Source organism: Paenibacillus diazotrophicus, from assembly GCF_042610465.1.
The window spans coordinates 2,394,844-2,408,287 of sequence record NZ_JBGJZN010000001.1 but is presented as its reverse complement, the minus strand read 5'-3'; the positions used below and the strand labels follow the sequence as shown (position 1 = coordinate 2,408,287).

17 protein-coding genes are annotated in these 13,444 nt (G+C 48.0%); 10 read left to right on the top strand and 7 right to left on the bottom strand.

Annotated elements, in window-relative coordinates:
* Positions 1-17 precede the first annotated feature (17 nt).
* The gene (locus tag ACAN54_RS11095; RefSeq protein WP_379153979.1) at positions 18-557 is read right to left on the bottom strand and encodes a hypothetical protein; all 540 of its coding nucleotides are present in this window, start codon (positions 555-557) and stop codon (positions 18-20) included.
* 119 nt (positions 558-676) lie between these two features.
* Between ACAN54_RS11095 and ACAN54_RS11090 the strand changes: the two genes are divergently transcribed.
* Together ACAN54_RS11090 and ACAN54_RS11085 are read left to right on the top strand one after the other, a co-directional pair.
* On the top strand, positions 677-1,264 hold the full coding sequence (locus tag ACAN54_RS11090; protein WP_379154225.1) for a TetR/AcrR family transcriptional regulator: 588 nt from the start codon (positions 677-679) through the stop codon (positions 1,262-1,264).
* Between the two features lie 26 nt (positions 1,265-1,290).
* The gene (locus ACAN54_RS11085) at positions 1,291-1,674 is read left to right on the top strand and encodes an iron chaperone (RefSeq protein WP_379153977.1); all 384 of its coding nucleotides are present in this window, start codon (positions 1,291-1,293) and stop codon (positions 1,672-1,674) included.
* 99 nt (positions 1,675-1,773) lie between these two features.
* On the opposite strand, the gene ACAN54_RS11080 is transcribed toward ACAN54_RS11085, so the two are convergent.
* Positions 1,774-3,465, bottom strand: a complete 1,692-nt coding sequence (locus ACAN54_RS11080) for a M3 family oligoendopeptidase (RefSeq protein WP_379153975.1) — start codon at positions 3,463-3,465, stop codon at positions 1,774-1,776.
* Positions 3,466-3,750: 285 nt separating this feature from the next.
* Here ACAN54_RS11080 and ACAN54_RS11075 point away from each other — a divergent pair, with 285 nt between their 5' ends.
* Both ACAN54_RS11075 and ACAN54_RS11070 read left to right on the top strand, forming a co-directional pair.
* Complete coding sequence (locus ACAN54_RS11075) at positions 3,751-4,632, top strand: GNAT family N-acetyltransferase (RefSeq protein ID WP_379153973.1); 882 nt, start codon at positions 3,751-3,753, stop codon at positions 4,630-4,632.
* A 155-nt stretch (positions 4,633-4,787) separates the two neighbouring features.
* Positions 4,788-5,204 carry a DUF1259 domain-containing protein gene (locus tag ACAN54_RS11070; RefSeq protein ID WP_379153971.1) on the top strand — a complete coding sequence of 139 codons (417 nt, stop codon included), beginning with the start codon at positions 4,788-4,790 and terminating at the stop codon, positions 5,202-5,204.
* Between the two features lie 187 nt (positions 5,205-5,391).
* Here the strand turns inward: ACAN54_RS11070 and ACAN54_RS11065 are convergent, their stop codons facing one another.
* From ACAN54_RS11065 to ACAN54_RS11055, 3 genes are all read right to left on the bottom strand, one after another.
* Positions 5,392-5,592 (bottom strand): hypothetical protein, encoded by a 201-nt coding sequence (locus ACAN54_RS11065; RefSeq protein ID WP_379153969.1) that lies wholly within the window; start codon positions 5,590-5,592, stop codon positions 5,392-5,394.
* A 163-nt stretch (positions 5,593-5,755) separates the two neighbouring features.
* Entirely contained in the window at positions 5,756-5,935 is a 180-nt protein-coding gene (locus tag ACAN54_RS11060; protein WP_379153967.1) for a class I SAM-dependent methyltransferase, read from the bottom strand.
* An 84-nt stretch (positions 5,936-6,019) separates the two neighbouring features.
* Complete coding sequence (locus ACAN54_RS11055; protein ID WP_379153965.1) at positions 6,020-6,541, bottom strand: GNAT family N-acetyltransferase; 522 nt, start codon at positions 6,539-6,541, stop codon at positions 6,020-6,022.
* 133 nt (positions 6,542-6,674) lie between these two features.
* Between ACAN54_RS11055 and ACAN54_RS11050 the strand changes: the two genes are divergently transcribed.
* A complete protein-coding gene (locus ACAN54_RS11050; protein ID WP_379153963.1) occupies positions 6,675-7,430 on the top strand; it encodes a MerR family transcriptional regulator in 756 nt (251 codons plus the stop codon).
* Positions 7,431-7,490: 60 nt separating this feature from the next.
* Here ACAN54_RS11050 and ACAN54_RS11045 read toward each other — a convergent pair whose 3' ends face one another.
* Positions 7,491-8,306 (bottom strand): sugar phosphate isomerase/epimerase family protein, encoded by an 816-nt coding sequence (locus ACAN54_RS11045; protein ID WP_379153961.1) that lies wholly within the window; start codon positions 8,304-8,306, stop codon positions 7,491-7,493.
* An 86-nt stretch (positions 8,307-8,392) separates the two neighbouring features.
* Here ACAN54_RS11045 and ACAN54_RS11040 point away from each other — a divergent pair, with 86 nt between their 5' ends.
* The 4 genes from ACAN54_RS11040 (at position 8,393) to ACAN54_RS11025 (ending at position 11,587) form a co-directional block, all read left to right on the top strand.
* Positions 8,393-9,142, top strand: coding sequence for a glycerol-3-phosphate acyltransferase (locus tag ACAN54_RS11040; RefSeq protein ID WP_379153958.1), 750 nt, complete (start codon positions 8,393-8,395; stop codon positions 9,140-9,142).
* A gap of 123 nt (positions 9,143-9,265) precedes the next feature.
* On the top strand, positions 9,266-9,709 hold the full coding sequence (locus tag ACAN54_RS11035) for a LytTR family DNA-binding domain-containing protein (RefSeq protein ID WP_379153955.1): 444 nt from the start codon (positions 9,266-9,268) through the stop codon (positions 9,707-9,709).
* Between the two features lie 12 nt (positions 9,710-9,721).
* The gene (locus ACAN54_RS11030; RefSeq protein WP_379153953.1) at positions 9,722-10,159 is read left to right on the top strand and encodes a hypothetical protein; all 438 of its coding nucleotides are present in this window, start codon (positions 9,722-9,724) and stop codon (positions 10,157-10,159) included.
* Positions 10,160-10,285: 126 nt separating this feature from the next.
* Complete coding sequence (locus ACAN54_RS11025; RefSeq protein ID WP_379153951.1) at positions 10,286-11,587, top strand: amidase; 1,302 nt, start codon at positions 10,286-10,288, stop codon at positions 11,585-11,587.
* Between the two features lie 17 nt (positions 11,588-11,604).
* Here ACAN54_RS11025 and ACAN54_RS11020 read toward each other — a convergent pair whose 3' ends face one another.
* On the bottom strand, positions 11,605-12,858 hold the full coding sequence (locus tag ACAN54_RS11020) for a S8 family peptidase (protein WP_379153949.1): 1,254 nt from the start codon (positions 12,856-12,858) through the stop codon (positions 11,605-11,607).
* Positions 12,859-13,017: 159 nt separating this feature from the next.
* Here ACAN54_RS11020 and ACAN54_RS11015 point away from each other — a divergent pair, with 159 nt between their 5' ends.
* Positions 13,018-13,380, top strand: coding sequence for a hypothetical protein (locus tag ACAN54_RS11015; RefSeq protein WP_379153947.1), 363 nt, complete (start codon positions 13,018-13,020; stop codon positions 13,378-13,380).
* Positions 13,381-13,444 lie beyond the last annotated feature (64 nt).

The following is a 13,444-nucleotide window of genomic DNA, read 5'->3' as shown; positions in this document are numbered from 1 at the left end:
TTGAAGCGGTTGGAGGTTTAGCTCTTGGCTTTCCTTGGCCAAATGAAATAAGAGCTTGTGATAATCAGATCAATGCCCACGACAACAGACCATATGGAAATGATGCTTAGGAATGCTTCTGTACGGGCGGGGTCGTCGATCCAGAGGATAAGACCATAGAGAATCCCTGCCCCAAGCAGAAAAGAGAGCACATGCTTCATCCAGCCTTTGAAGTAATGCCTGGCATGGTCCATACCATATCGTTTGACTGGAGCAGGTCCTCTCCTAGTTACATAATAGCGGAAGCGTTCATCTGCCCAACGAATCATGCTTTTGCCGAACACGATAGATACGGAAATATAAATGGCTGCAAGAGCATGGGCCGTGGTGGCAGAAGCACCGTTGTACAGATCAATTCCTGCAATAACTAGAAGAATGAAGTCCAGAACCGGGGTTAAGGCGAGGAAAAACAGCCCCAGCTTTCTTCGCTTGAATAAATAACGCGCCGAGAAACCGGCAAGAATGACAACCCAGAACAAAACCTCGCAGGCGACAATCGCCCAGGCAACCAGATTCATATTCCACCCCTTGTGTAAAATAATGTATTTAACACATTGGATTATACCAGCTGAATTTAAATAATACAAATGTATTATTTAAATTGCGCTTAATGTTTTTCTCGTGCTACAATATGGACATGCCAAAAATTGTAGATCATTCGGAGAGAAAATCGCATATCGCAGAAGCAACCTGGCGCGTCATCATGAATCAGGGGATGAAAGGGGCGACAGTACGGAATATTGCGCAGGAAGCAGGAGTTTCTCTGGGGGCGCTGCGTCATTACTTCTCAACACAGCATGAGCTGATTGCTTTTGCCATGAATCTTGTTAAGGACCGGGTCGATATCAGAATCAATGCCCTGCTTGCTCTTGATCTCCCGCCCAAACAGCTGATTACGAGGGCTCTGATGGAGTTGATTCCTGTAGATGACAGTACCCTGGCTGAGATGGAGGTATGGTTTGCTTTTGTCTTTCATCGCAAGTATGCGGGGAAGCACTATGGTGAAGTAGACGATGGGGTATACTCCGGTATCCAAAAGTTTGTGGATTATTTGCATGAGCAGGGACTGCTGAGGCAAGACCTGGATAAGGACAATGAACTTGAACGGCTGTATGCGCTGGTTGACGGACTGGCTCTGCATGCGATGCTGGATCCTGAGCGGCTGGACAAGCAGCGGATTCTTAGCGTCGTGACGAGTCATATAGATTCCATATGCAACGTATAAACTTGGGAAGCGGGAAGGAGCAGGTAATGGAACCTGTTAAAACCACCTATGAATCGATAGACGATTATATTGCCAAAGCGCCACTTGAAGTGCGGGGGAAGCTTGAAGTGGTAAGAAAGGTTATTCATGAGTCCGCGCCGGAGGCTGTGGAGAAGATAAGCTACCAGATGCCAACCTTTTTCTTGCATGGCAATCTGGTGCATTTCGCGGCTTTCAAGAAGCATATCGGATTTTACCCGACTCCGCGCGGAATTGAGGTTTTCCAGGAGGAGCTGGCACAGTACAAAGGGGCAAAGGGTTCTGTGCAGTTTCCGCTGGACGAGCCGCTTCCACTCGATTTGATCAGCCGGATAGTGAAATTCAGAGCGGCCGAGAATAAGGGAAAAGCGGCGGAAAAGTTAAAAAAATAATGGAGACCGCGTCATAAAGCAGGCACAAAAAAGGAACCCACATGATGTAGAGGGTTCCTTTTTCGCTTGTGCAATAAAGTTCATAGAGCTGAAATGCAGTTACAGCTGCTTATCGTCAACGTTGTTCAACCAGCCTTCAATATCACCAATCACGGAGCTGATACAGCCGTCCTCAAAGGGGGATTTCAGTCCGGCCAGCTCGACCAGTTGTAGGAAAGACAGGCTTCCGCCAGCCTTGCAGAGCCGCAGGTAGTCGGCCCATGCCGAGTTGAAATCCTCATTCGACCGTTTCCAGAACTGAAAAGCGCATAGCTGGGCCAAGGTGTAGTCAATGTAGTAGAACGGAGAGCGGAAGATGTGAGCCTGCTTATGCCAGAATCCCCCTTGCTCCAGATAATCATTGCCGTCATAATCGCGCAGAGGCAGGTACTTCTTCTCTATTTCCCGCCAAGCCAGCTTGCGTTCAGCAGGTGTCGCCTCCGGGTTGGCATAGACGAAATGCTGGAATTCATCTACGGCAACCCCATAAGGGATGAACTGCAGGCTGTCGCCCAGATGGTTAAAACGGTACTTGTCAGCATCCTCCTTGAAGAACAGGTCCATCCATGGCCAAGCGAAAAACTCCATACTCATCGAGTGGATCTCCGCAGCTTCATAGGTTGGGAAAGCATACTCAGGCAATTGAATATGCCGGCTCTGGTATACTTGGAAAGCATGACCGACTTCATGGGTCAGCACATCGATATCCCCCGAGGTTCCGTTGAAATTGGAGAAAATAAATGGAGCCTCATACTCACTGAGGTAGGTACAGTATCCGCCAGATTGTTTACCCTTTTTGCTGACCAGGTCCATGAGTTCCTTCTCCAACATAAAGCTGAAAAACTCATCGGTCTCAGGGGACAATTCTTGGTACATCTTGGCTCCGTTAGCGATGATCCAATCGGGATCGCCTTTGGGAGTTGCGTTGCCGTTGTTAAAGTTTAGACTTTCATCATAAAATTTCAGCTGCGAAAGACCCAGGCGCTCAGCCTGGCGTTCCTTCAGCTTGCGGGAAGCGGGAACGATATGCTCCTGCACCTGCTTGCGGAAATTGGCGACCATTTCAGCGTTGTAATCCGTACGCAGCATCCGGTCATAGCCGAGTTCAACGAAGCTGCTATAGCCGAGCTTGTGGGCCATACGGGTTCGCACCTGGACAAGTTCGTCGTATATCCGGTCAAATTCAGGCTCGTGTTCAGCCATGAATTGGTACCTGGCCGCGGATGCACGCTTGCGCATATCCCGGTCAGTGGCCAGTTCGAATGGGGCGAGTTGGGACAAGGTCCGTTCTTCTCCTTCGAACTGTATTTTGGCGGATGCGATAAGCTGGGAATATTCAGTGGACAGTTTGTTCTCCAGCTGCAGGTCTTCGATAATGTCCGGGCTGAACGTTCTAAGCGAGATTTCAGCAATCTGCAGCAGCTGTGTGCCCCATTCCTGTTCGAATTCCGCTCTGAACTTAGAGCTCACGAGAGCTCTGAAGTAGTCCGTTATGTACTCCTGAATCACCGGTCCAACTTCATCCATGTAATCCTGTTCCGCCTTGTAGAATTCATCTTCCGTGTTAATCGAGTGTCTGATGTTAACCAGGGTCTCCATAGTGCCAAATTCATTACGAAGCTTATTAATCGCGGTGAAAGCAGCTCTCTGCTCATCCAGACTGTCAGCGCTTAAACCTTTCAGAAGCTCGGTAAATCCAGTCTTCAGCTTCTCTACGTCAGGCCGTTCGTACCGGTATTCGCTAAATTTCATGTAATCATCAACATCCTTTCGGGTAGCTTACTGAAACATATTGCTTTTATTATAGTATCTGGAAGAAGTTAAATCACTAAGTTTATGCTTGTATTTCCATATGAAGGTAATCCTGCGTCCGCTTCAGATATCCTCCCTCTAAGAACAAATGTTCCTTCCATTGTACTCCTAGAATATGGATATGTCACGGGTGGTCAAAAATGGTTTATAGTTGAACTTGGCATTGGCCTTGAGCAGTAAAACATTTACAATTAAGGAAGAGGATTATAAGGGAGATGTATACATATGGCCATCCATTATAGAGACTATACTTCGGACGATATGACAAAGGTGACCCAGTTTCTGTCTCAAGCCCATTCCAAGTTAAACCGGCCAAGCAGCTGGACGATTGCCCGTTTTGAATTTGAGATTTTTTTCTATCAACTTAGAGCGGGGGGACTTCCTGAATGGGAACAGAATATCAGACTATGGGAGTACAGCAATGGGGAGCTAGCTGCTGTAGTCTGCAGAGATGGAGATTTCTATTTCCAGCTGGATAGCGAGAATCCGCAGGAAGAGCTTCTGCGTGAGATGTTCGGATTCATCGAAGAGAGGTCTGTTCCGGTTGCCGTGAAGCTTGCCGTGCCCAAGCGGATGACACAGCTGCAAGAGATGGCCCGGAGCAGAGGGTATGCGCTTCTCCCGAACGAGAGCGATAATATAATCTCCATCATGCTGGAGAAAGATTTTCCGGTAAATATACCTTCGGGCCTAATGCTTCAAAGCGGAGAAGAGGTGCCGGACCCTGCGAAAGCACAAGGGCATATTATGGCCTTTAACTACCCGGGAACCGAACATGCAGAGCAAATGCTGCAACTATACGGGGGAATCCGTCAAGCACCAGACTATCGTCCAGAGCTGGATTTGTCACTGGTCAATGAGCAGGGCGAGGTGGTCGCTTTCTGCAATGCTTTTATGGATGAGGTGAACCGGATTGGGATTCTTGAGCCTGTGGGAACTCATGTAGATTACAGAATGAAAGGGCTGGGCCGGATTGTAATCTATGAAGCGCTCAACCGATTGCGGTCACTTGGTATGATAAAAGTATATACAGGTCCCATGCAGCCGTTTTACCAGCGTATCGGATTTGAGATGGATGTGGAGTTTGAGGTGTGGAAGAAGGAATGATAGTTTGCTAGTCAGAATTAAATCAAAGTTCTTACGATTGTTGAATTATCTTCAATCAGTTTGAGAACTTATTGGGTGGATAGTAATAGGTAATCATACAATCATTTTTTAACTGATTCCATAAGATATCACCGTACCTAAAAGGGAGGTGCCTTATGGCTCAGATAAAAGTAACTCAACGGTTTAAAAGGCTATGTGATCAGTTCTCGAGAATTCTTGGTGGAGAACATGAGATTGATCCAGGGCCTGTTTGCTTTGTCAGCCGGTCCAGACGAGTTAACGCAAGCATTTTAGGAAGAAGAACGAAGTCGCCGTTAGTGCGGTATCAACTTTTCTCGTTCGAATCATTGGACTCGTCAGGTCGCGCCCTTTGCCTGGGTGAAACGGCGGTATTTCAAAATCAAGCAAATCGCCTGATTCGAAATCTGCAAAGACACGGAATAAAAGTAACGGCGCTCCATAATCACTGGCTGAACGAAAATCCGCGTTTGATGTACATTCACTGGGAGTCCATCGATAATCCCGTTGCCTTTGCAAGAAAAACGAAGGAATCTATCCGATTTCTTGGCTAAGTCTTAATTAGCTCCGGAAAAATATGTTGTAAACCCAACCGATTTTATGCATAAAACGGTAGTCTAAAACAAGGAAATGACGTTTTAGACTACCGTTTATTTATGTCAGTTGTAACAATTAGTACTTCTATCCTTTTAATCAAAACCATCGTTCCTGCTGCCCAAGTTAAACCGGCCAATCTAAGTTTTACGAAAAACCCTTATTTTTTTTGCATTTTATAATAAAAGCAGCAGGCATGAATGATGCCTTTTGATTGGAATACCACACTGCAGGCTCCCCCGGTTCTTTTTCCTCTGTGATGACAACATCTTCAATTACTTTTTCAATTTGAAATCCAGACCGAATTAGCTCATTTATATACGTACTGAGTTTGATTTGATTGATCATAGCTGGCAAGTCCCATGCTTCTGACTGCTGAGGACCCTCCTCATGATAAGATTTATGAATTACAAACTGCTCACCTTCTGTTATATTCGATTGTGTAACGGGTGCTCCCAGCTGAAAATGAAGGTTCCACCCGGTTTGAGGTAGCTATATATTTGATGTAACGTCATTGGCAGATCAACGGTCCAACCAATGGCAAATCCAATGCAGTCTCAATCTGAGTATCGGATAAGTCAATTCCCCAAAGCTCTGAGGCGCCACGTGAGGCCATGAAGTTTAAAGAGTGTCCGCTTCCGCAACCAATGTCTAAGACTCTTTTATCCTCTACATCACCAAATAAGTTCAATTCGTTTTCTGTGGGCCACTCTTCTTATTTGATAAAATATAGTCTTCTTTTATGGATTCTAACATGTGATTTATCCTTTCTAGGTTAAATACTGGACGCAGTGAGGTCCAGTCGCCAGACGTTACAACGCATCATGCTCCCCGGCGGGTATTCGAATGCGCTCTCTACGATGAACGAGAAGCCGAGCTTCCTGCAAATTGCATTTGATGCGGGATTGCTGGCGGACGGGAAAGCGTAAATATACCTGTGCTTTTGTTCTGCTCTGGCACTTGCGATTGCAGCCGCTGTAGCTGCTAATGCTATACCCCTACCCTGGAAGGGCGGAAGAACTCCCCAACCGATCTCGTATATAGTCTCTTCCTGCCAGATACGTTCCCAGTACCCAATGCTGCCGACCGCTTCGCGTTCAGGGAGAAGGATGATGCTGAACATACGACCGGTCCCCTTCCCGCTAATCTCGACGTACCGCTTCTGGCGTGCAAGGATCTGTTCCTCGCTCTCCGGACCACCTAGATGTTCAAGCATCTCCGGTGCATTCAGTCGATACAGCAAAGGAAGATCGGCATCTGTCCATGGCTCAATCCGAACATTCATTCGATCTACCATCTTGTCCACTCCTTTAATAAGATAAAGATAAGCATAGCAATTCGTATTCCATGAATGAAACGAATATATATTAACCCTATTGACTCTCCCCTAAGGGGAGCCTGTAAACTCATCAAGGAAAGGAGGGATCAAGATGCTATACACAGTGAAGGAGGTCGCCGAGCTATCCGGAACTACGGTGAAAACCCTGCATCACTATCACAAAATGGGTCTGCTAAGACCGGCGGAAGTCAGTGAAGCCGGATACCGGCTGTACGGGATGCCGGAGCTGGAACGCCTGCAGCAGATTTTGCTCTATAAGGAACTGGATTTTACGCTGGAGCAAATTGGTCAGCTGCTGAAGGATGAGCCCGAGCGTTTATCTATTCTTGTGGAACAGGAAAAGCTCCTGCTGCTGCGCAGACAAAGGCTCGACACGATTATTGAAACCTTGAAGAAATCGATAACAAGCAGAGAAAGAGGCGAGCTTATGAAGGATTCGGAAATGTTCAAAGGACTTGCGAGTGAGCAAGAATGGAAAGAAGCTCTGCAAGAGCAGCATGATCACTTAAAAGAAACGTTGGATTTTGACCTGATGGATGCTAGCGTTCCTATTAATGTTCAGAAGATGAACGATATGGCAATGGAAGGTGCAGCGTTTATGACGGCAATGGCTGACGCCTTGCGGTCGGGACTGAAGGCCAGCGACGTTAGCATTGCAGAGTTAATCCGCCGTCATCTGGATTATCTGGGAGAGCACAGGCATCTTGTGTCTGCGACGGATTTCGCAGCGCAGAACCGATTTTTTCTCAGCGATGACTTTCATCTTCGCATGCTTGAAGAGCAGCAGACCGGACTGGCGTACTACCTTAGTGCAGCGGCGGATGCGTATGCGGTACAACAGCAGTAGTACGGGTATTCACAGCAAGAGGGAGTCACTATGAACAGCGATTCCCTCTTGCTTTTTGTCCTATTTGAATTGGGTCTGCAGCCATTCTGCCGATTTCTGCATGTAGTCTAACTGATCCACAGCGTCAAAATGCTCAATGGCTACCGTATCTTGGTACCCGATTGCTTCTAGCCGCTCCAGAATTTGATGCACCGGTATGCAACCCGAGCCGACTGGAGACGGAAACAGCTTCATCCCGTTGGTACAGATCTTCGGAGCTTCAGCATGGTGTTCCTTCAGAGAGCGGTCTTTGCAATGGACATGGACAATTCTCGTCTGCAGCTTCCCGAAGGCTTCCAGCTCGTCCTCGCCGCTGTAGATGAAATTGCCTGTATCAAAGGTAATACCCAGCTTCGGAACCTGCTCCAGAAACCACAACAATTCAGCGGAGGTGGCGAAAGGCGCACGGCTGTCATCGAAATCCTCCAGGGTGACCCTTATTCCTTTCTGTTCAGCGTACTCGCACATTTCCCGGAGTGCCGCAGCCATCTGTTGCAGCGAGCTGTTCCGCAACTCCTCGCCGGCAGATTCCTCAATAAATCCTGGGACAACCAATACTTTATCCGCACCCAAATACTTAGCGGTGTCAATGAATTCCAGCCCGGGCTGCACAGCGGGAGCATTACCAAAATCAAAAAAAGCGTACATAGAAGCCACCGAAATTCCGGCTTGCTTGAGATCCTCCTTCATGGCTTCACGGCTTGGCTGCACCTCGTCCAGATCCAGCTCGACGGCCTGAATCCCCCATTCGCGCACCCGGCGGAGCACCTCCGGTACCGGAATCCCAGCTTGTTTGCTTGCGGTAAGAATATGGTTGTAGAACACAGATATTTTCATAAATACGCCCCTTCCGTTCTGTGAGAGACTTGCAATCGCTTCCTTAAATTAGTATAGGCGATATTCAGCAGGGGTTCCACTGGGGAATGCGCGAAAAGGATCGTTGTCCTTTTTTGTTTCCTGAAGAATTGAGTGGTAGTATGCTGGTGATATCGTTCAAGGCGTGTACTACTTACGGAATGGAGTGGGGGACAATTTTACATACATACTGGTGGCAGATGTTATTAGTCGTATGCATCAGCTATTTCGTTGGCAATATCTGTGGTGCGGTTATTGTATCGAAGCGGTTCATACGCAAGGATATTCGGGGGTTGGGGAGTAAAAATGCAGGGACGACGAATATGACCCGTGTGTTTGGTATTAAATATGGGATCGTCACCTTCTTGATAGACTTTTTAAAGGCACTCCTGTGTGTACTGACCTGCTGTTTAGCTATGACTCTAGTGGGTGGTGCGGATGTTGGGGTGCTTGCCTCATATCTGGCGGGAACGGCTGTTATCCTTGGACATAATTATCCGCTGCTGCTCAGTTTCAAGGGTGGGAAGGGCTTTGCATCAGGCATAGGCGTATTTATGGCGCTTACTCCGCTGTCTACACTAATAATATTACTCGGCGGGATCGTACTGCTGCTCATTGTGGATCGAATGTCGGTGTTTGCTTTGACTTTTTTTGTGGTGGAGGCACTCTATTATTGGCTGACAGTGCTCGAAGGGCATTGGTGGATTCCTATGTTCGCCACAGTGTATCTTCTATTGGCAGTAATCGCCCACTGGTCAAATTTAGTAAGGCTGGTACATGGCGAAGAGAAGCCGCTGGGGCTGATCCGGCGGATGTAATCATCCTACACCTCAAATCCTGCAGCTTAATGCTCCGGGATAGCAGCTTGCGCAAAGCCTATTGAATCCGCACTATTACAAAAATATACTGTGTTTGTAAGCAGAAGTACGGGAGGGATGCACATGAAAATCACCATTGAGGGTATACCGGAAGACAGCGAGCCTGAGATTATTTTGAGGTGCAATGATCCAGATGAAGCGTTGTTGAAGCTGCTGCATTCCATTCCATCCATGGCGGCTTCCAAGAAGCTGGTAGGGATAACCGGACTTCAAATGCACATCATTGATCCGAACGAGGTGTATTATTTCGAGGCTGTGGACCACAAGGTTTTTATCTATTGTGCCGAGAAGGTGTACGAATCCAGACTGAGGCTGTATGAGATTGAGCTGGATTATGCACACAGGGACTTTTTTCGAGCTTCCAAATCAACCATTCTGAATATTGCTAAGATCAAGTCTGTCAGTCCGGTCCTTTATGGAAGATTCGAAGCTTTGTTGTACAATAGCGAGAAAATTGTTATTTCCCGGCAATATGTTCCTGTCTTAAAGCAAAAATTAGGACTCTAAGGGGGCTCCATAATGAAAACTGGAAAATTCGTATCCTATATGGTGAAGGACTGGTTGGCGGCATGTGGATGTGTGACGATTCTGGTGGCCATTGTGATGGCCCTTAGCTCAACCGGTTCCGTAAAAGCCTCTATATTATGGCAGATCATATTGTTGGCTTCGGCTTTTATCTGCTTCAAATATGCATTAGTGAGCACACCTGGACTGGGTCAAAAAGCGCAAACGCTCTGCTTCTATATCTGTTTTGTGCTGGCAGATGTTTATGTGGTTATATGGCTATGGCTCTTCAGCTCGGGTCCGTTCCGGGAAAATGGGCGGCTGCTCCCATTCATGATTACCATCCTTGTGGTCAAGGGCATGGTGTACGCGATGTTGCATATTGATGGAAAGAAGGAAGCCAAACAGCTAAATGAGAAGCTGAACGAGTATCAGAGCGGTGGCAGGCCATAAGGAATTTTGCATTGGGAACGGCTCGAAGAAGCAGGGGATGAAATGATCCTTTGCTTTTTTGCTACTTACTGATGATATCCGACGTAGATAAGTAAGATTGTATATATTTCCAATGGAGATGAACTTATGCTATTAGCCAAAGCCTCGTTAATCCGTACAGCAGACCCTAATAAGACAGACGGCCCGGAATCCTTGCTTGAGGAATCATATGAGCTATACCTACAGCGTCTGGAACAGGTTGAGCCGCAGATTCATGCCTTTGTCCCGGAGCCTGATGTCCAGAATCGGCTGAATGAGGAAATGAACAGTCTAAAACGGATGTATGGTGCAGAAGCAACAAAACCTGCGCTGTACGGGATTCCGGTTGGGATTAAAGACCTTCTGAATGTAAAGGGATTGCCTACTCAGGCCGGTTCCTGCTTACCGGCTGAGCTTCTGACCGGACCTGAAGGTTCATTGATCTCCCGCCTTCGCTCCCTGGGAGTCCTTATTGCCGGAAAGACAGTTACGGAAGAATTTGCTTACAACGGTCCAATCGCAACCCTCAATCCGCACCATCTTGCCCATACCCCGGGAGGTTCGAGTGCGGGCTCAGCAGCAGCAGTTGCGGCAGGAATCTGTCCGCTGGCAATAGGGACGCAGACGCTACGCTCTGTGACTGCTCCTGCTTCATTCTGCGGTGTGACCGGCTTCAAGCCAAGTTATGGAAGAGTACCTCTGGATGGGGTTATTTTGCTGGCGCCTTCTTTTGATACCATTGGTTTTTTTACACAAAGTGTGTCAGATATGCAGGTTGCCGCGTCCTTGCTTATCCCGGATTGGAGGATGGGGGAGCAGGCATCTAAAAGAAAGCCAGTACTTGGTATTCCGGGTGGGGTATACATGGAATTGATGAGCCCCGAGGTTAAGGCAGTCTTTACCGCCCAGATCGATGTTCTCAAGCAGAAGGGCTATTTAGTGAAGCAGGTGAAAATGCCATGGGAAGATGAATTCATCTATGGGAATGCCATGCTGCGTTTTCTGGAGGGTGAAATGGCACGTGAGCATGCCTCAATGTTCAGGCAGCATGCAGAGTTATACGGGAATCCGGTAAGAGAAGCGATTCTTCGCGGCCGGGAAATCACTGATTGTGAGCTGGAGACTTACCGCAGGCAGCAATCCAGTCTCCGGCAGGAGCTGAAAACCCTCCAAGCTACGGAGGGAATTGATCTCTGGGTGTCACCCGCACAGGGCGGAACCGCACCGAAGCTTGGAGAAGGTACCGGCTGGCCGGGGATGACATCCATCTGGACCTTTGCGGGCTGCCCGACCATCAGCATTCCTTCGGCCAGCATAAACAACCTGCCTTTGGGATTTCAGTGTATCGGGAGCCATGGCGAGGATGAGGCGCTGATCACCTGGGCGCAGCAAATTGCTGAAGAACTGTAATTTGCCTGCAGTACCATTCATTTCGTACTCAAAAACCGCATATTGATCTCTCCGCTGCCCGCCGTGTTCGGCTTCAGGGCTAGACGGAATGCGTGTTTCTTCAGTCTGGCCTTTACCTGGCAAGGCGTGAGCGAAGGACAGCTCTGCAGAAGCTGGGCAGCTGCCCCCGAGACGATAGGAGTAGAGATGCTGGTGCCGGACAACACGAAATATTGTTTGCCAAACCGCAGGTACGGGAAATTACGGGAAAGCTGAGAGCCTGGTGCACGAAGTGAAATAACAGATTCTCCAGGGGCAACAATATCGGGTTTAATCTTGCCACAAGGGGTTGGGCCACGGCTGGAATAGAAGGTAATTCGGTCATCCTTTTGAGTGAGGGTCCGTCGGTCATCAACCGCACCTACGGTAATAGCCGACGGACTGATGCCTGGTGACTCTATGGTTTTGCGTCCGGGTCCGCTGTTGCCAGCGGCGATTACCACAGTAAGTCCGGCGTGGACTGCTTTTTCAACAGCCTGACAGAGGAGGTCATCTCCGCAAGATGTGCCCGCAGTTCCGCCGAAAGACATGGATAGAATACGCAGCTTCAGAAGTTTACGCTTGGCAATACACCATTCAATTCCCTTAATAATAGTAGAGTCGTAGCCATCTCCGTTGATGTCCAGTACTTTAACACCTACAATCCCCGACTCAGGTGCAGGGCCTCTATATTTCCCTTTGCTGAGCCAGCCATTGCCTGCCGCATCCCCGGTAATGTGTGTGCCGTGTCCGTTATCGTCATAGGGGCGTTTGCGGTGGTTGATGAAGTCTTTAAATGCCACAATGCGGTTCACGGGCCGGACCAGATCGGGATGAGGGAACACGCCGGTATCGAGTACTGCGATGTTAATCCCTTTTCCCGTAAGCCCTCTTGAGCGCTCCACAGCAGTTGCACCGATGGAAGGGGTGGCAATATTCAGCGATATGGACTTGATGTCATCCAGGTACACCTTGTGAACACCCTCCCAGCAGCATATCCGTTCCAGGCACTTTATTGAAATGTGTGAAGAGACCGCATTCAGCATTGGAATACGATGTTTGACAGACAAAACGTGAGAACCTAAATGCTTGTGCAAGGCTTGCATCCGGCCTAGGGTCAACTTGTGTTTGAATTGAATAATAACTGGCAAAGCCGATGATCCCTTACCGGAATGATACGTTTTTCGAATCCGGGTCCTCAGCGGACGGTTCATTTTGGAAGCATACTGCTTCATCCATAGTTTTTCGCCCATAGCTCTATCCCCTACCTCTCCGTTACAGGGTATGCGCGGAAAGATAGGATGGTACATATCTATAAAATTAAGACAATGCCACATTTCTGGAAGAGTAGGCAAGAACGAGGTTCAAAGCGAGCGCAGACTGCATCTACTACTGTATCCTATCAGAAAGTGGTGAAGCAGATGAAAGCTCCAGACAAGAAAGCAATCCTGGCAAAAAAAGCAATGATGGCCCGCAAGGCAAATGCAAAGAAGGTAGTGAAGAGACGCAGAATCAGACAGACCTTTAACAGATTCGTGGTGCTTGCTACAAGTCTGGGTAATGTGAATAAGGATTCTACGGGTTGGACAGCTTCTCTGACAAGTGGTGCTGTTACGGTAACTGCTGATTTTGACGATTTTGGTGTTGCCAGATTCCCTACCATCAGCACATTAACAACGGTCTCTTATGTTCTGAGAATCAGAGATGAAGCTGGCAATCTCTTAACTACCAAAAGCGTCTCTGCCAACCGCGAGTTTTTTGTTGCCAGATTTTAATCTGGACGATTCCTTGAAATGAACTCAAAAAGCGTGTACCCGGTGGTGCGCGCTTTTTGATATG